At 48.2% G+C, this 21,881-nt stretch carries 9 protein-coding genes and 1 pseudogene; 7 read left to right on the top strand and 3 right to left on the bottom strand.

The genetic code is table 11. The features are described from left to right. Window positions 1-81 precede the first annotated feature (81 nt). From ACK5NH_RS17770 to ACK5NH_RS17760, 3 genes are all read left to right on the top strand, one after another. The gene (locus tag ACK5NH_RS17770) at window positions 82-5,196 is read left to right on the top strand and encodes a S8 family serine peptidase (RefSeq protein WP_416922201.1); all 5,115 of its coding nucleotides are present in this window, start codon (window positions 82-84) and stop codon (window positions 5,194-5,196) included. A gap of 183 nt (window positions 5,197-5,379) precedes the next feature. Further along, window positions 5,380-6,531 (top strand): chromate efflux transporter, encoded by a 1,152-nt coding sequence (chrA, locus tag ACK5NH_RS17765; RefSeq protein ID WP_416922199.1) that lies wholly within the window; start codon window positions 5,380-5,382, stop codon window positions 6,529-6,531. A gap of 136 nt (window positions 6,532-6,667) precedes the next feature. Next, window positions 6,668-8,332: a methyl-accepting chemotaxis protein gene (locus ACK5NH_RS17760; RefSeq protein WP_416922197.1), complete on the top strand. Its 1,665-nt coding sequence runs from the start codon at window positions 6,668-6,670 to the stop codon at window positions 8,330-8,332. A 107-nt stretch (window positions 8,333-8,439) separates the two neighbouring features. Here the strand turns inward: ACK5NH_RS17760 and fdhF are convergent, their stop codons facing one another. Beyond that, window positions 8,440-12,738 carry a formate dehydrogenase subunit alpha gene (gene fdhF / locus ACK5NH_RS17755; RefSeq protein ID WP_416922195.1) on the bottom strand — a complete coding sequence of 1,433 codons (4,299 nt, stop codon included), beginning with the start codon at window positions 12,736-12,738 and terminating at the stop codon, window positions 8,440-8,442. Between the two features lie 516 nt (window positions 12,739-13,254). On the opposite strand from fdhF, the gene prfB reads away from it, so the two are divergent. From prfB to ACK5NH_RS17735, 4 genes are all read left to right on the top strand, one after another. Then, window positions 13,255-14,353, top strand: a protein-coding gene (prfB, locus tag ACK5NH_RS17750) for a peptide chain release factor 2 (RefSeq protein ID WP_416922193.1) whose coding sequence is annotated in 2 segments (ribosomal slippage) — window positions 13,255-13,329 and window positions 13,331-14,353 — 1,098 coding nt in all. Because the reading frame shifts where the segments join, the coding sequence is not laid out codon by codon here. Window positions 14,354-14,382: 29 nt separating this feature from the next. Beyond that, window positions 14,383-15,885 carry a lysine--tRNA ligase gene (gene lysS, locus ACK5NH_RS17745; RefSeq protein ID WP_011621622.1) on the top strand — a complete coding sequence of 501 codons (1,503 nt, stop codon included), beginning with the start codon at window positions 14,383-14,385 and terminating at the stop codon, window positions 15,883-15,885. Window positions 15,886-16,252: 367 nt separating this feature from the next. Next, complete coding sequence (gene pbpG, locus ACK5NH_RS17740) at window positions 16,253-17,209, top strand: D-alanyl-D-alanine endopeptidase (protein ID WP_416922191.1); 957 nt, start codon at window positions 16,253-16,255, stop codon at window positions 17,207-17,209. Window positions 17,210-17,397: 188 nt separating this feature from the next. Further along, window positions 17,398-18,966 (top strand): rhomboid family intramembrane serine protease, encoded by a 1,569-nt coding sequence (locus tag ACK5NH_RS17735; protein WP_416922205.1) that lies wholly within the window; start codon window positions 17,398-17,400, stop codon window positions 18,964-18,966. A gap of 92 nt (window positions 18,967-19,058) precedes the next feature. On the opposite strand, the gene ACK5NH_RS17730 is transcribed toward ACK5NH_RS17735, so the two are convergent. Both ACK5NH_RS17730 and ACK5NH_RS17725 read right to left on the bottom strand, forming a co-directional pair. Beyond that, on the bottom strand, window positions 19,059-21,368 hold the full coding sequence (locus tag ACK5NH_RS17730; protein WP_416922189.1) for a hypothetical protein: 2,310 nt from the start codon (window positions 21,366-21,368) through the stop codon (window positions 19,059-19,061). Window positions 21,369-21,528: 160 nt separating this feature from the next. Continuing rightward, a pseudogene (locus ACK5NH_RS17725) lies at window positions 21,529-21,881 on the bottom strand (hypothetical protein); the annotation flags it as partial.

Genomic DNA, 21,881 nt, shown 5'->3' with positions numbered 1-21,881 from the left:
GATAGATGTTTAGATTAGGGCGCCACCTGGCAGTTAGGTCGTGTGATAAATGACCAACTACAACAATAACGGAGAAGCAAAGTGAAGCTGAAGTTACTAACTTATACTGTTGCTGCCGCCCTTTATGGTGCAGGTACTATGCAGGCTGCTGCAAGTATCGGCGATGTACATAAGAACCAAGTACAAAAAATTAAAGGTTTGCAGTTAACCCCAGAACAGATCAATGAATATACCGCCGAGCAACTTAAAGCTTCTGAGGGAACTCAGGGTGTTGGTCTCAATATTCAAATTAATCCTCAGGCAAGCAAGTTTCAATACGAGGAAGGTTTGACTGGCGAACAGGTCTATATTGTCCGTTTAAACCAAAAGCCATTGGCCCAAGTCAGTGCAGAGCTTTTAGGCACCAGCAACGCTTCAGTGCGTTCGGCTAACTCTTCTAAATTGTATGTTGCTGGTCAACCTGCAAACCGCGCCGTTCAAAACTATCGCACTCAATTGTTAAACAGCCAAAAGCAAGTGCTGGCTGATATTCAGTCGAATGTTGGTGCACGCCAAGCTCGTCAACAGTTCACTAACGCGGTGAACGGTTTCTCTATCGCAATGACCCAGGACGAAGCACAACGTGTAGCGCAACTGCCTAATGTTGCCTCGGTTCGGCTGTCTAAAACCTATGAATTACAATCTGATGCGGGTCCTCAGCTGATCCAAGCTGATAAAATTTGGACCGGTGAATCCACTCCTGATTCAGTGCCTTACAAAGGTGAAGGCATTATCATGGGTATCTTAGATACCGGTGTAAACACGGATCACCCTTCATTTGCAGCTGAGGGTGACGATGGTTATAAACACATTAATCCTTGGGGCTCGGGTACCTTTGTCGGTGACTGTGCCAAGGCTGGTTTTGAAACCCTGTGTAACGATAAGTTAATTGGCGTGCGCTCATACCCTGTGATCACCGATAGCTTTGCTAATGGTTCTTTCGGTGTGGTGCGCCCAGCAGTGGGTGAAGACTACCAAGGTCACGGCTCACACACAGCTTCAACCGCAGCGGGTAACGTATTATTAAACGTTGATTACTCTGCTCCAACAGCTGCGAGTAAGGCTTCAGATGGCGATGTTATCAAGCAAGGTCTATTCCCGCGTTTGAGCGGTGTTGCGCCACACGCCAACATTATCTCCTATCAAGTGTGTTTACCGGATAACGATCACGGCTCAGGTTGCCCTGGCGAAGCGCTGGTTGCGGGTATTGAAGACGCGATTAAAGATGGCGTTGATGTTATCAACTTCTCAATCGGTGGTCAGGAATCTAACCCTTGGGCAGATGATGTGCAGTTAGCCTTCTTGGCTGCCCGTGAAGCTGGTGTTTCTGTTGCTGTTGCAGCGGGTAACTCTGGCCAATATGGCGGTAACGCCGAGTTTTTTGGTCGCATTGACCACTCTTCACCCTGGTTATTAAGTGCTGCCGCAACGACCCATGACCGTGTGATTGATATCACCACTAAGCTAGTTAACCCTGCTGGTGGATTAACAACTCCTTCGTGGAGTGAAATCACTGGTGGCGTGATTAACAAAGAATCGGTCACCGGTCGTGTGGTAATGGCGAGAAGCCACAACGATGAATACTGTGCAAACCCATTCCCAGCGGGTACTTTTGACTTGACCGATGCCGATGGCAATCCTGTTGATGTGATTGTAGCCTGTCGTCGTAACAGTACAGCTAGCACAACCGGTATTGCTCGAAGCGTTAAAGCTGACAACGTTAAGGCTGGCGGCGCAGATGGTATGATTCTGTACAACTACGCAGCTGGTGAAGCGATTGTTCCTGCGGTTTCTTACTCTGTGCCATCAATCCATATCACTCAAGAAAACTGGGGTACATCTAGCGGAAACGGTCTATATGGCTGGTTGAACAAAGGCACGGGGCATACGCTGACGATCACTGCCACTGAAATTGAGCGTCGTCTTGAACCAACTGAAGCGGATTGGTTAGCCCCATTCTCATCACGTGGTCCTAGTACTTCGACTCGTGAAGCGCTTATCCCTGCGGTAGCTGCGCCGGGTGTGGATATTTACGCAGCTTTTGCTGATGAACATCCATTCAGTGCTGCATCGGCATCTGGTGATTTCACCCTTATGAGTGGTACCTCAATGGCATCGCCACACGTTGCGGGTTCTATGGCGCTGCTGCGTCAAGCACAACCAACCTGGACTGCGACCGAAGTACAATCTGCGCTGGCGATGACGGCGGAAAATAAAGTTCAATACCGTCGTCTGAACGAGGCAACTGGCAATGTTGAACTGGCTTCAACCTACCGCGCGGGTACTGGTCGTATTAACGTGTCGAATGCAGTGAACGCTGGCTTTGTAATGGATGAAACCATTGATAACTTCAAAGCGGCCGATCCAGCAAACGGTGGTGTGTTGCATAAGCTAAACATTCCACAGTTAGTTAACTTTGAATGTAAACCTAAGTGTCAATGGATCCGCACCATTAAAGGCACTAAAGACGGTACTTGGAGTGTGAAGAACAGTGATGTGATCAACTGGAACATGGATTCTAAGAATCAATTTGTTCAAAACGGTGTGAGCATTAAAGTCTCTCCGAGTGAGTTTACCTTGGCAGCTGGCGAGACAAAGGACATTGTGATTGAAGCATCAATCATGGATACCCAAGACTTGTTCAGTAACTCTGAAGTAGAACTGCACACTAATCTGATCTTCACTGACACCAGCGGTAATGGTTCAGAAGCCCATTGGCCAATCGTATTTAAGTACGACAAAAACGGCATGCCTGCAAATTTGCAAGCAACTGCACACCGTAATGAGTCCAGTGTAGTGTTCCAAGGGATTAATTTACCTGAAGGTGAGAGTATCCACGGTCGCGTCTTTGAGCCAGTGAAAGCCAATGTGAAAACCGTGACTATTCCAAAGGATGATGATCAATATTATCCATGGGCTAGCACAGGTGCAGGCGGTATTGCCCCTGAATTACGTATTGACGAAGCGGCCCATATTGAGATGATCAATGTGCCAGCCGGTTCTCGTCGTCTTGTAGTTGAGAAATTGGGTAAAACTGAATCTTCACTAGCCGGTAGCTTAGAAATTGGTAGTGTGAGCATTTACGTTGGTAAGGATTATAACGGTAACGGTCAACCAGATCCGTTTGAAGAACTGTTATGTATTTCTAACGACGGTCTGTATAACAACTTCTGTAACATCAATGACCCAGAAGAAGGTACTTATTGGGCAATTTTCTATAACCCAAGAAAAGGTAATTCTTCAAACAACTATAACAGTGGTTTAGAAGAAACTTTCAAATTGGCTACCACGATTGTAAGCGACCAAGTTGCTAGCAATATGGGCATTGAAGTACCAGCAAGCAATGGTACTGACCCTGTAGATATCAGCGTAAACTGGGACATCCCTGAGATGACCGAGGGGGATATCTATTACTCACTAGTGGACTTTGGCACCTCTGCGGTTAACGCAGGTAATATAGGTAAAGTGTCATTAAAACTGGTTCGTGGTGTTAATGATGTTCATTTAGATGTACCTAAAACCAAGGCATTAGTGGGTCAGTATGTACCATTCACCTTTGAGGTTCAGCCTAATGATACTGGTGCAGACCGTGCATTTAGTATCGTAGCTAATATCCCAGAAGGCTTAAGCCTGAAAGCGGAAGATGTATTCAGTTCTTCAAAAGCTATCGTAAAAGATATCAAGGTTGAAGGTAAAAAGCTGACCATTAGTGGTGTGCAACCGAATACGCTGGGTGACTACGCGCATTACAATATCACCACAAACGAAACCGATCCTATGTGTCGCACTCCAAACTTTGGTAACGAAAACCCAGGTGGTTACGTTAACTTAGAAGAGTTCGGTATTTACCCAACAATGAGTGGTTTCGAGCCGACAGTACTAGGTGCTAATGGCAAGGTGACAACTGGTAACACTAACTCAATCCGTTATCAAACTGGCGTGCAGATCCCTATTAGCACTCTGTTTGGTGGCGAATATACGGGTTTCCACCTTTACAACAACGCCGAAGCCCTGAACCAGTGGAACGAAAACGTTGTCCAAATTTTGGGTACCGGTATTGTTACTCTGTATAAAAACCAGAAGTTCTTCTACCCATGGCATGACATCTTCCCATACCTGAATTCACCATTCTCCAGTATTGGTATGTTGTGGCGTGGATTTGACTACCGCGGTAGCATTCAAGAGCTGATGAGTGTGCCATTAGTGCTGACCAGCAATGAAATCGCCGGTATCACTGTGGGTAGTACCTCTGACGGTTGGGGTATCATCGAGTACGATAACGCTCGCTCTTACAAGCAGTTGGCCAACAATCCTACGACCAATGCGAAGCAGTGGGAGGAACGTGATGACCGATTCGACTTTGAGCTGCTGTTCAACGTAAACACCCGCTTCGGTGATGGTGAATACGAGATGATGATGGCCTATGACAATATTGACTTTGGTACTCAGGATGGCCGTGGCTCTATCGGTATCCAAGGCTTCAAAGGTCTCTTATCAAACTTGGGTCCTGATCTAGGTTATAAAGGCGAGCAGTTCGCTTGGAACAATCTGAAAGAGAAGATCCACAATGGTTTAGTGGTTTGTTACGACTACGTTGGTCCTGAATCATCTCAATTTGAAGTGACGGCTTGGACTAAGGTGGCTAACAATGCGCCTGGCAAAGTACTAACTGTTGATGCCGTCAGTTCGGTTGATGGCATGGCGGATATCAGCATGTCACACAGCGTTACTGTCCCAAGCAATATCACAGTGTCTCGTATCGCTAACCAAACGATCGCAGAAAACACGAGTTTAGAAGGCCTAAAAGTGTTTTACGCCGATGAGCAAACCAGTGTTAACACCATCCGCGTGACCGGTGAACACATCACTGCAATGGTTAACGGCAATACTTCGGGTTCAACTATCACTATCACACCAGAAGCTAACTTCCACGGTGAAGTAGAAGTCACAGTCACTGTGAGTGATGTGGAAAACCCAACAGATGCAGCGAGCACCAGCTTTATGCTGACCGTTGAATCCGATGGTGTTGAGCCAACTACGCCGCCTGTAACGCCTGAACCAGAGCCTGACACCAATAAAGATAGTGGTGGTGCTTTAGGTGGTTTATCTATGTTACTCGCACTGGGGGCATTGATCAGAAGAAGAAAAACTCACTAATGATGGGTTTAAACTCCTAGTCAATTGATATTTATCCTGAATTTAGGATGCCGGCAAATGGATTTTGCCGGCTTTTTTGTTTATGGAATTCGCTATACCTCGAAGAATTTGCATTTCACTTTCATTAAATTGTCTTTTTAGTGGCATAATCTTGTTCATTTTATGCATCGAAAGGCAAAGCTTATGCTGCAGATATTCTTACGTTTTTTTACCCTTGGATTGATGAGTTTTGGAGGGCCTGCGGCGCATATTGGCTATTTTCGCCAAACCTTTGTGAATGAACTCGGCTGGCTCGATGATAAACGCTATGCCAGTTTGGTTGCCTTAAGCCAATTTATGCCGGGACCGGGCTCGAGCCAGGTTGGTTTTGCCATTGGTTACCATCGCGGTGGGCTTTTAGGCGCCATCGCGGCCTTTGCCGGATTTACCTTACCTTCCTTTGTGTTGATGTATCTGCTGGCGGTGACAACCGCGGCGTGGCTGGGCAATGAATATATGCAGGGCATAATCCATGGCTTAAAACTGCTGGCGGTGGTCGTGGTGGCTGACGCTGTTTTGGCGATGTTTAAGCAGTTTTGCCAACGTCAAACGGCCCGTTTAGTAATGCTTGGCAGTGCCGCGGCCATACTGATTTTTCCGTTTTTGTGGACCCAAATTGCGCTGTTAATTCTTGCGGCTCTTTTAGGATTATCATTCCTGAGTGCGAGCGAGAGCGAATCTGAAAAACCTGAACCTATTCAACTAAATTACCTGAGCTTAGGGATATTTATTGCCTTATTTGTGGCGAGTTTTTTTACCTTAAATCTAGGCGTTGAAGCGGGGATCTTTGGCGAGTTTTATCGTGTAGGCAGCCTAGTCTTTGGTGGCGGCCATGTGGTGCTGCCGCTGCTTGAAACCGCTGTGGGTGATTCGATGAGCGGCGATCGTTTTCTCACCGGATATGCCTTTGCTCAAGCCGTGCCTGGGCCTATGTTTACCTTTGCCACCTTTCTTGGCGCCGAGATGATGCTAGAAAATCCTTTTGTCGGTGCGGCTATCGCCACCATCGCCATTTTCTTACCGGGATTTTTATTGATGTTGGTGGGCTTAAAAAGTTGGCATGCGATTGCCGCAAGACCCAAGATTGCCGGCATGCTCTCGGGCGTGAATGCCTGTGTGGTGGGATTACTGGCGGCGGCGCTGTACCAACCCGTGTTTAGCCAAGGAGTATTATCCGCGGTGGATATGGCTGTTGTACTGCTTGGTTTTGGGGCATTAAAACTCTTCAAACCACAGATGTTACTGCTGGTCCTTGGTTTTAGTCTATGTGGTATCGGATTGATATTACTTGCTTAAACTAAGTAATCGACATGCTAGCTGGCGCAAACTAATACAATATTTGTTAAGTTAAACCCAAAGATGTTGCACCGTTTTGGCTATACTCCAAGCATATATAAAAAATATAAGCTCGATCACCCTGGAGTAAGCAAGCATGTCGAATTTAAGCCTGCGTAATAAATTACTGCTGTTATCTTTGTTCCCCCTCATTTTGACCCTATTTGTGCTCATGACCGTCTCCTACTATGTCGAACAGGAATCCCTCGCGGATGAAGTGGTGACCTTTAGGACTAAACTAGTGGGTGAGCGTAAACAACAAATCAAAGAAGCTACCGAAATTGCCGCCGGAATCGTGCAATACCAACTGTCTCTCAAGGAAAATGGCAATGTGAATCAAGCCCTGCGTGATATTCGTTTTGGCAGCGCAGGCTACTTCTTTATGTATGACTCACAAGGTAAAAATATTTTCCACGCCCTGATGCCCAACTTAGAGGGACAAAACAAAATCGATATGACCGACCCCCGTGGCACTAAGATCATTGTCGGTTTGTTGGATGCGGCTAAACGCGGTGACGGTAACTTTTCGTACTATTATCAAAAGCCTAATACCAACGAGCAAATTGAGAAGATTAGCTATGTGAAGATGGTTCCTGGCACCGACTGGATGTTAGGTACCGGGGCTTATATCGATGATATCGAAGCCGTAGTCGAGGATTACCGCCAAACCGTGACCGAGCAGATGGCCGATAAGTCTTTCATGATCTTATTAATAGCCTTAGTACTAACAGGCATTACGGCCTTTATCATCATGATTGCTGCCCACCGCATGGTCGTACCTATTAAGAATATGGCCGATAACCTCAATGATATTGCCAAGGGGGAGGGAGATTTAACCAAACGCTTAAGTGTTAAGGGCGAAGATGAAATTGCCCAATTAGGTCAAGCCTTTAACTTGTTCGTCGATAAGCTGCAAACCATTATCGGTGATGTGGCGAACGCAACGGCAAAAGTAAAATCCGCCGCGAACGCGATTCACGACCAAACCAAATTGATGTCTCGGCAGCTACTTAGCCACAACAATGAAACAGACCAAGTGGTGACGGCCATTACTGAGATGTCGTCTACCGCGAGTGAAGTGGCGCAAAATACCACGCAAGTGGCCGAAGCGACCCACGCGGCAACGGGGGATGTGGCCAATGCTCAGCGCTGTGTCGATGTATCACTCGAAGAAATTGCCGGACTGATGGCGCAAATCAATAATGCCGCAGGCAGCATTAAATCCTTAAGCGAGCAATCGCAAAAGATTAACAGCGTGTTATCAGTTATTGGTGGTATTGCCGAGCAAACCAACTTACTGGCGTTAAACGCGGCGATTGAGGCGGCTCGCGCGGGTGAGCAGGGACGAGGCTTTGCGGTAGTGGCCGATGAAGTGCGAAATCTCGCCAGTCGGACTCAAGCAAGTACCTTAGAAATCAACGAAATGCTATCGGAACTCCATAAGCTGGTGGCCTTAGCGGTAAAAACCATGGATGAGAGCCAGCAGAGCTGCGTGCGTTCGGTGGATTCTTCCCGTGCCATTTCAGAGAGCTTAGGCTCTGTCACTTCCGCGGTAACGGCGATTAATGATATGAGTACCCAAATCGCAACGGCGGCGACCGAGCAAAGCTCAGTGACCGAAGAAATCAACCGTAACGTTTATGCCATCCAAGAAATCGTTAACGAGCTGCTGCATTCCAGCGAAGATGCGGCTAAGGTGAGCCAAACCGTGTCTCAGGAAGGGATTAACCTAGGTAAATTGGTGGGGCAGTTTAAGATTTAACTCGGCTAATTAAGCAACTTAATTAAGTTAGCGAATAAAAACGGGAGACAGTGTCTCCCGTTTTTTATGTTCATCTTTGGGCTTAATTTTATGCTTGCTATGAAGCCCTAGGCTGGTTCACTCACCTTTGCGGTTACCTTTTCAGCCCTAACCGCACAGACTTTATATTCGGGAATATAAGCCACAGGATCTAAGGCATTGATCGTGAGTTTATTGGCCGCTGCTTCCACAAAATGGAACGGCAGGAACAGCACCCCCGCTTGGGCGCGTTTAGTCACAAAGGCGTCGATTTCAATCTCGCCGCGGCGGGTGGTTAGGCGAAGTCTATCGCCGTTATCTATCCCCAGTTGCTCCGCATCATAGACAGAAATCATCACCTTAGGTGCGCCGAGTAAATCCAGCCCAGGTGTTTTACGGGTGAGTGTGCCCGTGTGGAATTGCTCCAAAAGGCGACCCGTTGAGAGCGTCAGTGGATACTCTTTGCAGGGCATCTCGGCGGGGAGACGATAACTGACCGGAGTAAATAAGCCTAAACCTCGGGTGAATTGATTCTGATGCATAATGGGAGTTCCCGGATGGGTTTCATCCGGACAAGGCCATTGGATCCCTTGAGAAATCTCACCCTTTGCGTTGGCAGTTAATCTTTCCCAGCGAATGCCGCGATATTGGGGGGTTAACTCATTGATCTCGCGCCAGATAGCTTCCTCATTGGCATAATTCCAGTTAGCCCCCATGGCGTTAGCAACCGCTTGTACTATCTGCCAATCGGGCAATGCCTCGCCCGGAGAGGCAAGTGCCTGCTCGAGTCGCTGCACCCGACGTTCGGTATTGGTAAAGTGACCGCGTTTTTCTACGAATGCGGCAGCGGGTAAAACCACATGGGCAAGCTCAGCGGTCTCAGTTAAAAAGATGTCCTGCACAACCAGAAACTCGATTTGCTTCAAGGCATTAAGCACATGAGCCTGATCGGGGTCGCTCAGCACTGGGTTTTCGCCCATCACATATAAGGCTTTGATTTTGCCCTTGGCGATGTCGTGCATCATATGGGTTGCGCTAACACCAATCTCCCCCGATAACGGGGTTTGCCAATGGTTTTCAAAACGCATTCTGGCATGAATATCCGTGACCTTTTGATAGCCTGTGAAGTAGTTGGGCAGCGCACCCATATCGCAGGCGCCTTGGACATTACTCTGGCCGCGCAGAGGGTTGATGCCTGCGCCAGACACACCGATATTGCCGCAAAGTAGCTGCAAATTAGAGATAGCGGTGACATTATCGTGCCCAGTCGTATGCTGAGTGATACCCATGGCGTAGTAAACTGCGGTCTTTTGAGCCGTGCCTATGGTACGGGCGAGGCGGGCGATATCTTCGGCCTTAACACCTGTGATAAGCGCTGCGTTTTCGAGGGAGTAATCCTCCTTGGCTAATTCCGCATAGAGAGCCTCTACGCCTTCGGTGCGTTCGGCAATATAGTCTTTATCCTGCCAATCATTACGGATAATTTCCGCCATGATGGCGTTGAGAAGCATGACGTCAGTGCCCGGCTTATGGGCGACATAAAGCTCCGCTTTTTCGGCAATGCCAACGCGCTTCGGATCGGCGACTAGTAAGCGCGCGCCGTGCAGCATCACCGCCTGCTGGATTTTTGAGGCGATAATCGGATGAGCGCAGGTGGTATCCGACCCTAAGATAAAGATGACGTCCGAGTCCTTGATGCTCGGAATATCATTGGTCATGGCGCCGCTACCAATACTCTGCTGCAAGCCCGTTACCGTCGATGAATGGCAGAGACGGGCGCAGTGATCGATATTGTTGGTGCCAAGAACACTGCGAACAAACTTTTGCAGCACAAAGTTATCTTCGTTGGTGGCTTTTGCTGAGGCGAGACTGGCTAGGGCATTGCTGCCATCTTTTTGTTTTATTTCGGTTAAACGCTTCGCCACATAGGCGATGGCTTCGGGCCAGCTACTCGGTTGTAGCTCGCCATTTTTACGGATCAGTGGCGTAGTGAGGCGTTTGTCGCTATGAATAAAATCGAAGCCAAAACGTCCCTTAACACACAACATGCCTTGGTTAACGACCGAGTCCTTATTGCCTTCGATATGACGAATGCGATTGGCGTTGGGGTCGATTTTAAGGTCTAGACGACAGCCCACGCCGCAGTAAGTACAAATCGTCGAGGCGGTTTTTAACTCTGTGCTATCGCCTTGGCGTTTATCCCGCGCATCGACCAGTGCACCTGTGGGGCAAACCTGGACACAGTTACCACATTGTACGCAGTTGCTATCGGCCATGCTGGCACTAAAGCCGACTCTTGGCGCGCGGCGCGCCATATGTTGACTGATTTCCTGTGGCAGCGCCTGATAGGAGTCTTGGGTAAATTGGATGGCGCAGTGGCCACTCTGCTGCTGACACACATCGACGCACTTACCGCAGCTAATACAGCGATTAGCATCGAATTGTATAAAGGGCGAACTCTTATCTACGCTAAAATGCTGTGCATTTTCAGGGGCTAAGTTTTTGGTCTCGACACCGTAATCCGTGGCGTAATCCCTAAGCTTGCAGTCGGTATTGGCTTGACAGGCACACTCGAGACAGCGCGCCGCCTCTTGCATGGCGGCATCTGCGGGAAAACCTAACTCGACTTCACTGTAATTCAGCAACCGTTGCAGCGCCGTGAGTTCGGGCATCTTCAAGCGGGGCTGGCGTGGAATATGGGGATAAAGTGCCGAACCTGCAACAGACTGGGTTTGGGTTGATTGAGTTTCTGCTTGCTTGTGGGAACTCGGGATGGTTTTTACCGAGTTAAATTCATGGGCATGCAAATCGCAGCTAAGGCCAATTTTTAGCATCTTATGAATAGCGATTGCCGCTTTACGGCCATCGCCAATCGCGGCTACGGCAGTCGCTGGGCCGCGGCGGGCATCGCCCATCACAAACAGTTTTTCTACACCCGATGACATGGTTTGCTCGCAGCCTATCAGGGTGTTCCAACGGCTCAGCGCCAGTTTGCCCTGACTGAGTTGCCCCATAGGATCTTGCATAAAACTCAGATCCGGCGCTTGCGAGACTGCGGCGATAACGGTATCGAAGGCCTCGGTAAAGGTTTCCCCCGTGTCTACGGGCGCGCGTCTGCCCGAGGTATCGGCTTCGCCGAGCGCCATTTTGCTGAAGGTGACAGATTCTACCTGTCCATTGGCATCACTATGATTTTCAATGGGATTGGTTAAGAAATGAAACTTAACCCCTTCGACTTCGGCCTCGTGCACTTCGTAGGCTTCGGCGGGCATTTCGGCGCGGGTACGGCGGTAGATTAAGGTGACATCGCAGCCTTCACGCACCGCTGTGCGAGCACAATCGATGGCGGTATTACCGCCGCCGATTACTGCGACTTTTTTACCTAGGGTTAATTGTTTATCGAGGCAATGATCCTTAAGAAAATCTACCCCAAGGTAGCAGCCTGCCAGCTCCGAGCCTTTGTAGTTCATCGGCACCGCCTTTTGGGCGCCGATGGCGAGGCACACAGCGTCGAAATCGTCGACCAGCTGGGGTAAGTGGATTTCATGGCCGAGGCGAGTCTGGGTATGAATGGTTAAACCATTACGGCATAGCAGCTCGATTTCTTTATCGAGAATCGCCTTAGGTAAACGATATTCGGGAATACCGTAGCGCAGCCAGCCGCCAGCCTTGGGCATGGCTTCAAAGATTTCTACATTATGCCCTTGATTCGAAAGATAATAACCCGCACTTAAGCCCGCAGGGCCTGCGCCTATAATGGCAATTTTCTTACCCGTGTCAGCGAGGCGTGGCGGTTGATAGCTATTGCCGTGCTCATCATCGGCCAGATCTAAATCGGCGGCGTGGCGCTTAAGTTGGCGAATGGCAATGGGGTCATCGACGAGGCCGCGACGACATTCAGTTTCGCAAAACGCGGGGCATACCCGACCTATCGAAAGTGGCAGTGGTAGTGTGTCTTTAATGACTTTAATCGCTTGGGTATGGTCGCCTTGGGCAATATGGTAGAGGTAACTTTGCACATCGACACCCGCGGGGCAGGCCTGCTGGCAGGGCGCTTCGCAATCGGCAAAGTGATCGCTCAAAATCGTGTTCAGTGCGGCCTGGCGCTGTTTTGTTAAAAACGCCGATTGGGTGATGACCTTCATGCCAGTTTCGGCTGGGGTTTGGCAGGCTTTAACGCAGCGCAGGCTCGCATCGGTATTCTCGATTTGCACTAGGCAGAGATTGCAGTCCTGTTTATCGGCATGGGGGCTAGTGCCCAATTGCTGTGTGGCGTCTGTTGGATCGCACAGGCTAGGAATGGCAATGCCAGCCATACGGGCTGCCCGTAATAGGTTATCGTTCGGCTCGGCCGTGACTATCTGATTATCGATTCGAAGTTCTATCATCCCAAGGCCTTTTATATTTGTAGGGTGCTTGCTGCATCGCAGGCTTAAGGTGGGGTTGAGTATAACTAGAGCGCTTTAGAAGACGCTTATGGTCGAGGGAAGTTTGACGCTAAATTGCCGTCGCCATCACAAACCTATGTCAGACTGTGCGCTGGTGAGGGTTTGCTGGTGGATTGCTGTGATTATCTTAGTGTTTTTGGGATGTTCTTTCTGTATCTATCTTAATCCTATACAGTTTTTAGTAATTATCACTATTTAGTAAACTCAATTTTTAACTGAATTGGGGCGTCAAACTGGCAATTTCATGTAAGATCACAGTCTTAACTCGGCTTTGTCTGTTAATCTGCGGGTTCTAACGGTGCTTTTTATGCTGATAAAATCGCAGTGAAACGCCATCGCGCCCTAGGTTTACAAGCGCTGTTAGGTTAAAATGCGCGGTTGCAATTACCGTTAAGCGCCGCCGTCTTTGATGAAAAATCCATTGAAACGGCAACAATAAAGCGAAGTTGAAAATTCATGTTTGAAATTAATCCAGTAAAATTCAAAATTAAGGAGCTTGCCGAGCGTACGCAGCTTCTTAGGGGGTATCTTTGACTACGATGCTAAGCATGAGCGTCTAGAAGAAGTCAGCCGTGAACTTGAAAGTTCTGAGGTGTGGAACGAGCCAGAACGTGCTCAAGCCCTAGGTAAAGAGCGCGCTAGCCTCGAAGCTGTCGTAAAAACTATCGATGATATGGACTCAGGTCTAGAAGACGTTGAAGGTCTGCTAGAACTTGCCATCGAAGAAGAAGACGAAGACACCTTCAATGAAACCACCAAAGAGCTGGATTATTTAGAGAGCCGTTTGGCCGAACTCGAATTCCGCCGTATGTTCTCTGGTCCACAGGATGCCTCAAACTGTTACTTAGACATTCAGTCGGGCAGTGGTGGTACCGAGGCGCAAGATTGGGCCAACATGGTACTGCGCATGTATCTGCGTTGGGGCGAAGCCCACGGATTCAGCCCTGAGCTGATGGAAGTCACCGATGGTGACGTCGCCGGCATTAAGGGCGCGACCATTAAATTCACCGGTGAGTATGCCTTCGGTTGGTTACGTACCGAGACGGGCGTGCACCGTTTAGTGCGTAAATCGCCATTCGACTCATCGGGCCGTCGCCATACGTCTTTCTGCTCGGTATTCGTTTACCCAGAGATTGATGACGATATCACCATCGATATCAATCCTGCTGACTTACGTATCGACGTATACCGCGCCTCGGGTGCGGGTGGTCAGCACGTTAACCGAACCGAATCTGCGGTACGTATTACCCACTTACCGACCAACACGGTAGTGCAGTGTCAGAACGACCGTTCACAGCACAAGAACAAAGATTCGGCGATGAAGCAGTTAAAAGCCAAACTGTTCGAATTAGAAATGCATAAGCAAAATGCGGAAAAGCAAGCCGCCGAAGATGCTAAATCTGACATCGGTTGGGGCAGCCAGATCCGTTCTTATGTATTGGATGATTCCCGTATTAAAGACTTACGCACTAGCGTGGAGACGCGCAATACCCAAGCGGTACTCGATGGCGATCTGGACAAGTTTATCGAAGCCAGTTTGAAATCAGGGCTGTAATTAATTCAAAGGTATAGACGAGAAATAAGATGACTGAACAAGTACAAGATGAAAACAAACTGATTGCCGAGCGTCGTGCCAAGCTAGAAAGCATTCGCCCGAACTGCAGCGCTAATGCTCACCCTAATACTTTCCGTCGCACCCACAAAGCGGCTGAGTTGCAGGAAAAATACGGTCAAAACACTAAGGAAGAACTCGAAGCCTTAGGTTTTAAAACCAGCATCGCTGGCCGTATCATGGCAAAACGTGGCCCATTCCTGGTGATCCAAGACGTGTCTGGTCGTATCCAAGCTTACGCTGAAAAGGGCGTTCAAGCTGATCTGAAAGACCGTTACCAAGGTCTGGATATCGGAGACATCATCGGCGTAACTGGTCAGTTGCACTTGTCTGGTAAAGGCGATCTGTACGTCAACATGGAAGAGTACCAACTGCTGACCAAAGCACTGCGTCCTCTGCCTGAAAAATTCCACGGCTTAACCGACCAAGAAACCCGTTATCGCCAACGTTATGTGGACTTAATCGTTAACGAAGAATCTCGTCAAGCCTTCGTCATGCGTTCAAAAGTGGTTGCTGCTATCCGTAACTTCATGATCAAAAAAGAGTTCATGGAAGTTGAAACCCCAATGATGCACGTGATCCCAGGCGGTGCTTCAGCGCGTCCATTTATCACTCACCACAATGCGCTGGACATGCCAATGTACCTGCGTATCGCGCCAGAGTTATACCTCAAGCGTTTAGTGGTCGGTGGTTTTGAGCGCGTATTCGAAATCAACCGTAACTTCCGTAACGAAGGTCTGTCGCCACGCCACAACCCAGAATTCACTATGATGGAATTCTATATGGCCTACGCTGACTACAAAGATCTGATGGACTTAACCGAAGAGCTATTAAGCTCTATCGCGATTGAGCTATTAGGCAGCGCGCAAATGCCATACGGCGAGCACACTGTTGATTTCGGTGGCCCATACGCTCGTCTGAGCATGTTAGAAGCGATTCAGAAGTACAATCCTGACAACGCGACTATCCAAGCCATGACCTACGAGCAAGTGAAAGATCTTGAATTCATGCGTGAACTGGCTATCAGCCTAGGCATCAAGATCGAGAAGTTCTGGACCTGTGGTCAGCTGCTCGAAGAAATCTTCGGTGAAACCGCTGAATGGCAATTAATGCAACCGACTTTCATCACTGGCTACCCAGCGGACATTTCGCCACTGGCACGTCGTAACGATGACAATCACTTCATCACCGACCGTTTTGAATTCTTCATCGGTGGCCGTGAAGTGGCTAACGGTTTCAGCGAGTTAAACGATGCTGAAGACCAAGACAGCCGCTTTAAAGCACAGGTTGACGCGAAAGACGCGGGTGACGATGAAGCCATGTTCTACGATGCAGACTACATTACTGCACTGGAACACGGTTTACCACCAACCGCGGGTCAAGGTATCGGTATCGATCGTTTAGTGATGCTATTCACTAACACTCACACTATCCGTGACGTGATCCTGTTCCCAGCTATGCGCCCACAGGCCTAAGCCTTATTGGGGTTGTTGATTCAACACTAAGAGCATTGCGTGAATAATAAAAAACCAGCCAATTGGCTGGTTTTTTTATGGCTGTTAAATTTTTTCGTGCTGTATTTTGAATTATTTCGCTGTAAAAAAATAGGTTTTATAGATTTAGTTGCTGTAAGTTATAATGAAGGCGGCCCTTACTGCTTAGTTTCTCACTTCTACTAATGTTTTACGCTGTTATCTAGTGTTATTGTTTTAATGTAAAAAGTGCTGATATCACTGATAAAAGTCGATGGGGATTCTATTCCTTTTTCCACAGACCTCTTATACTTAGCTTCAACCTTGTGCGTAGCACATTCGACTTATTTAACGACTCAGTGAAATCTACATGAAGATCCCTTCTCTGCTTGGTAGTTTTATCTTGGTATGCAGCAGTTTAACTGTTGCCGCGACAGCGCATTCTGCCGATTCGGCTTCTGTCACTACAAAAAGCACCGCCACGGCGAAAAAAGCCCCAGCAAAACAGCAGGAAGTGGCTGCCAATAGTGCGCTGGTGGTTGATCTTAAAACCAACGAAATTCTCTATTCCAGTAATCCCGATGCCGTAAGGCCGATTGCCTCTGTGACTAAGCTGATGACCGCCATGGTGACCTTGGACGCTAAGTTGCCCATGGATGAAAAGCTTGCCATCAATATCAACGACACCAAGGAAATGCGTGGCGTCTACTCTCGGGTACGTATTGGCAGCGAAATTAGCCGTAGAGATATGTTATTGCTGACATTAATGTCATCTGAAAACCGTGCGGCGGCAAGTCTCGCCCACCATTATCCTGGTGGTCATAAAGCTTTTATTAAGGCGATGAATGCTAAGGCAAAAGCCCTAGGCATGAAAAATACTCGCTATGTGGAGCCTACTGGGCTGTCAGAGAAAAACGTTTCGAGTGCCCGCGATCTGGTGGTGTTGCTCAAGGCCAGTGAAGGTTATCCGATGTTAGGTCAGTTAAGCTCGACCGAAAAGAAAACCGTCACCTTTGGCAAGCCTAAGTACAGCCTCGACTTTAGAAACACTAACCGTTTGGTTTACAAAGATAACTGGAATATTCACCTCACTAAAACTGGCTTTACCAATGAGGCAGGCCATTGTTTAGTGATGCGTACCGAAATGGCTAAACGCCAAGTGGCCTTTGTGGTGCTCGATGCCTATGGTAAATACACCCATATGGCCGATGCCAACCGTTTACGTAACTGGTTAGAAACGGGCAAAGTGACTCCGATCCCTGCCGAAGCTAAGCAGTATAAAAAGCAGCGCAGCCAGCAGCAGTTTGCCAAAGTCAGTGAGACCTAAGCAGACATTAATTGCTTATCCATCGAATAAAAAGGCCAGAATCGTTCTGGCCTTTTTATTGTCATTTGTCTAGCACTTTTGTTGTAGAGGATTGATTGGCTTCACTAAAATTCAAGCAATCATCCCGCTAAGGGTGCGTTGTGTGGCGATACGCCGTATCATTGGCGGGATTTTCTCTCAAGGATGATATGCGTGTGGCGTTAATCTTAAAAAAACTCCAGTTGATCTATGTGCCCTTTATACTGCTCTGCCTGCTATTTGTCTCAGGTTACAGCTTGCTCCATTGGTTGTTGATTATCGAGTTCCAACTGCTGAGCATTGACGAATCGATTATCAATTTCTGGCTGCCGCTGATATTGCCTTGGCCCTTACTGTTTTTCTATTTAAGGCCGAGGCTCAAATTATTCCGCTTTACCAAGAGCAATAGCCGTTTTATCTATTTTGTGATTGCCGTGCTTTTGCTCGCCGTACCCACTATCGTGGCGCAGGAATACCTTAATAGCGCAACGGGCAAGTTGACTCAACTCGAGTCCATCAATGCACTATTGCACCAGCCGCAGACCAAATATTACCAATTACATCAGTTTTATATCGATAAAAAACACATAGGGGTGCAGCGTAATATTGAGCCTATAGGTAAGGGCAACAGTGAGCTGCGAATGAGCCTCTATATTGCGATGCCGATTTTCGCTAAACCTAACGAGAGTTGGCGGGTCGGTGCTAAGGCCTTGGCATGGTATGGCAAAGTTTATGAGAAAACGATCAGTAATAGACTCGAACAGTTGGAGAAAGAAGCGCTATTTCAAGAGTTTATTCATCATAGCCAGCAAGAGTTTAATGCCTTAAATCCGGATGACTTTATCTATCTTGACCGTATCGGCCCGTCAAGCCGCTACACTCAACTACTCACTGCAGCCCAAAAAAGCTCAGTCTACTTTGATGGTTATCAGACCGTCTTGATGCCAGTGAGTCAATCCTTCGAGGCGCGTAATGGCCATAAACTGGCGTGGATTATCGCTTGGTTAAGCTTTGGGGCCATTCTGTGGTTGTTGATGAGTCTGATGTTAAAACTGGATGAGACGCAGGCGTCTAAGGCTTTGGCGGTGCAGCTAAGCCTAGAAAAACCTAAGGTGGAGCTGTATGGCTTTTTAGCCGAGTTTAGGCTTCGGCAGGGCTTTGTTATCACGCCTATCTTGCTCTATATCAACAGCTTGATATTTGTATTGATGGCCTTTGCGAGCCAACACTTTATCGCTTTTCCAAACAGCGTGTTACTCGATTGGGGGGCAAACCTTCGCCAGTTGGTGCTTGAGCAGCAAGTCTGGCGTTTACTCAGTAATGTATTTTTGCATGGCGGCCTGATGCATTTGGTTTTTAACTTGTATGGGCTGTTTTTTGCGGGGATGTTTTTGGAGCCGCTGCTGGGTAAATGGCGTTTACTCTGGATCTATTTATGTTGTGGTTTAATGGCGAGCATGGCCAGCATAGGCTGGTATGAGGCGACAATCAGCATCGGGGCTTCGGGGGCCATCATGGGGTTATTTGGCGTGTTGATCATCTGGATATGGTTGGGCTTATTGCCCTTGGCAGACAATATGCCACTCGCCCTGAATCTGACCCTATTCGTCTCTGCCAGTCTTGTGATGGGGCTCTTTGGCGGCGTGGACAATGCCGCGCACCTTGGCGGTTTAGGCTGTGGATTATTGCTTGGGAGCCTGCTACGGCCAACGCGAAAGGCGACCATACAACATAAATAACAGTCTAACGTGATTGCTGAAGCTGACTGTAAACAGGCAGCTTCGGCAATCCTCAAACATTGAGGTTTGAATCGAAATAGTAGGGTAAGCTATTAGAAATGCTCGGTATTAATCAACTTACCGAGCTGATCGTAGTGGTTCCAATCTCCCGCTTGGCGGTCGGCGATATAGCTGCCTTCACTGCGTTTTTCGCCACTGGGCCAAAATTGCAGCCATAAGCCTTCCCTGCGATCCTTAAGATAAGTGCCTTGTTCGGCGAGTTTGCCATTGGTGTGGTAATAGCTGGCATCGCCTTCCTTCTGACCCTTCAACCAAGTCTCAGTCAGTTTAGGTTTGCCATTTTGATGGTATTCCCTGCGCTCGCCGTCGAGCTCGCCTTTAGTGTATTGGGCTTCGAGTTTGAGCTGACCATTGCTGTAATACTCTTTGCTGCTGCCATGTTGTTGGTTATCTAAAAACTCGCTGCTGGCAGCTAAAATGCCATCCGCATACCAGCTTTCCCACAGTCCTGTTTGCTGACCTTTATCCATAGTGCCGCTAAGTTTGAGCTGGCCATTGTTAGGATAATATTCGGCATAGATGCCTGTTTTATCATTGTTATCATAGGTTTCTAAGCGATAAACCACTTGCTTAAAGCTGTAGTGCTCGCTGGTGCCATGGCGTTTATTGTCCTTCCAATGGGTTTTCTGGCTGATATTGCCCTCGGGGATCGCACCGTAGGTTGGGTCTTTGGCTTCGTAGCGGTAATCAATCCAGAGACCGGTTTTTTGATTATCCTCATATTGGCCAGTGACGCGGCGGCGACCTTGATAATATTCTGCGTAGTCGCCATTGAGTTTGCCATTAACAAAGCTCTGTTCTTTTTGTTTTTGGCCCTGCTGATATTGGATCCACAGTCCTTCTTTTAAGCCTGCTTTATATTCACCTTCCTCGTTGAGATCGCCATTGTAGTACCAGCGACTAAAGTGGCCATCGAGGGGATAGCTACTGCTGTTATCAGGTTTTGTGCGGGCGTAGTGGGTGAGTTCTCTGGGCTTGTCATTGTCGTAAAAGGATTCGTATTTACCGACCCACGCGCCTTCGATGCGCTCACCTCGTTCATTCACCGAGCCATCTTCATAGTAGGATTCGGAGCGGCCAGTGAGTTTGCCATCGACATACACATCTAAGCTGCGTAGCTGGCCATTTGTGTGGTAACGACGGAACTCTCCATCCCTTTGACCTAGCTTCCACACCTCTGCGGTTTGCAGTTTTCCGCCGTTATAGCGCTCAAATAATCCATCCTTTAAGCCCATGTTGTAGCTGCTTTTTTCGATAAGATTACCGTCCGCATCATAGCGCTCAGAGGGGCCATGTAAAGGGTATTGACCATTATCGGCCAGTTGCGTGTCTTGATAGGTTCGCAGCTCTTTAAGTTGGCCGTTGGAATGGAAATACTTTTGCGTGCCGGCTAGCATATCCTGCTTGTAGTTCAAATCGCTGGTCAGTACGCCCTCAAGGTTAAAGTACTGCTGACGCCCCTCTAGCACATCGTTGAGGTATTGCTCCTCCACTTGAAGTTTGCCCAGTTCATTGAATTGCTGACACTTACCATGGCGCAGTCCGGCCTGATAGTGGCACAGGCTCGCCAGTTCGCCACTGGGATAAAAGGTGCGTTCTTCCCCCTCGAGTTTATCGAGATTAAATTGGCTGGCACTGGCCTTAGTGCCATCGTCGAAAAAGGTTTCCCATAGACCTTGGCGGCGGCCGTCGGCATCGAAGCGGCCATTAACGACGACTTGGCCCTCGGCATTTTGCTCGAGATAGGGGCCAGAGAGTTGGTTATTGGCGTAGGTTTGGCTTTGGGAGAGGGTGCCATTCTCATAAAAGCTTTCCCATTTACCGTGGCGAAGGTTATCGAGGTAGCTTTCTTGCGCCTGTAATTTGCCACTCGGGAAGAATCGTTTTACTTGGGACTTTTGGCCATTTTTATAGAGGGTGCTTTGGGTAACATTGCCCGTGGCGTTAAATTCCTTCCATTCGCCAACGGGGACTCCCTTGGCAAATTGCTGCTCCTCGGTCATGGCGCCATCTAAGTCGAACAGTCGCCAGGTGCCATCTTGGTAACCGAGTTGATAGTTACCTTCGACAATTCTGCTGTTATTACTATGAAAAACCTGCCATTTCCCATTCGGTATCCCCTGCGAAAATTGCCCTAAGGTATAACCTTGGTTATCGCGAACGATGGCGATATCGCCATTTAAGGGCATGCCCGTGGCGAGATTGTAATAGCTGGGAATACCGTCCTGCTGGCGAATTTCGACCATCATGGAGGAGAGGTTTTGCGCCGCCTGTGTATGGACGCCGACTAGGCTGCTCCCGGCAATGGCAAGGCTAATAAAGCGAAATGGCGAGTTGTACATGCTGATCCCTTGCTGTGGATCTTAGGGCCGCGCAATGGGCGGCCAGTATAAGAATCCTAACGTTTACACTATGTTGATGCAGTGCACTTTGTCCGAGTGCTCGGCGAGTTAGTTTACGCGATTGGCGTTAAGCTAAACAGCTTAACGTCACCTGCTTTCGTTAATAAAAAGGAAACACGCTATCTTCAACGGGTAAGACGGGCGGCGGTGTTTCCTGATTTAAAAACTGGCCGTGATTGTAATGATTAATCACCTGTATCGAGCCATTATTCTCAAACTGGTATTGCTTACCATGCAAGTTACCTTGGTCGTCATAGTTAGCAATTTCAAGCACATAATCCTCGACTGTACGCAGTTCCCAGTGGCCGACTTGCTTACCCTTGTCGAAGCGACCATGCCAAGAGCGTCTTTCAGGATTCGGCCTTGGGCGATATTGGAATTCGTTATCGGTGAATATCCAATCGCCTTGGCGCAGTTCATTAAGGTATTCGCCTTTTTCATACACTTGGCCAT

It is taken from the genome of Shewanella sp., from assembly GCF_047975355.1.
Classification (GTDB): Bacteria; Pseudomonadota; Gammaproteobacteria; order Enterobacterales; family Shewanellaceae; genus Shewanella.
The sequence above is the reverse complement of the archived record's forward strand: the minus strand, read 5'-3'. Positions and strand labels throughout refer to the sequence as shown.

What these genes read in the sequence shown, in the direction of transcription:
- ACK5NH_RS17735 (WP_416922205.1), top strand. Translation starts at nt 17,398, where the DNA reads ATGCGTGTGGCGTTAATCTTAAAAAAACTCCAGTTGATCTATGTGCCC.
- chrA (WP_416922199.1), top strand. Translation starts at nt 5,380, where the DNA reads ATGCTGCAGATATTCTTACGTTTTTTTACCCTTGGATTGATGAGTTTT.
- ACK5NH_RS17760 (WP_416922197.1), top strand. Translation starts at nt 6,668, where the DNA reads ATGTCGAATTTAAGCCTGCGTAATAAATTACTGCTGTTATCTTTGTTC.
- lysS (WP_011621622.1), top strand. Translation starts at nt 14,383, where the DNA reads ATGACTGAACAAGTACAAGATGAAAACAAACTGATTGCCGAGCGTCGT.
- fdhF (WP_416922195.1), bottom strand. Translation starts at nt 12,738, where the DNA reads ATGATAGAACTTCGAATCGATAATCAGATAGTCACGGCCGAGCCGAAC.
- pbpG (WP_416922191.1), top strand. Translation starts at nt 16,253, where the DNA reads ATGAAGATCCCTTCTCTGCTTGGTAGTTTTATCTTGGTATGCAGCAGT.
- ACK5NH_RS17730 (WP_416922189.1), bottom strand. Translation starts at nt 21,368, where the DNA reads ATGTACAACTCGCCATTTCGCTTTATTAGCCTTGCCATTGCCGGGAGC.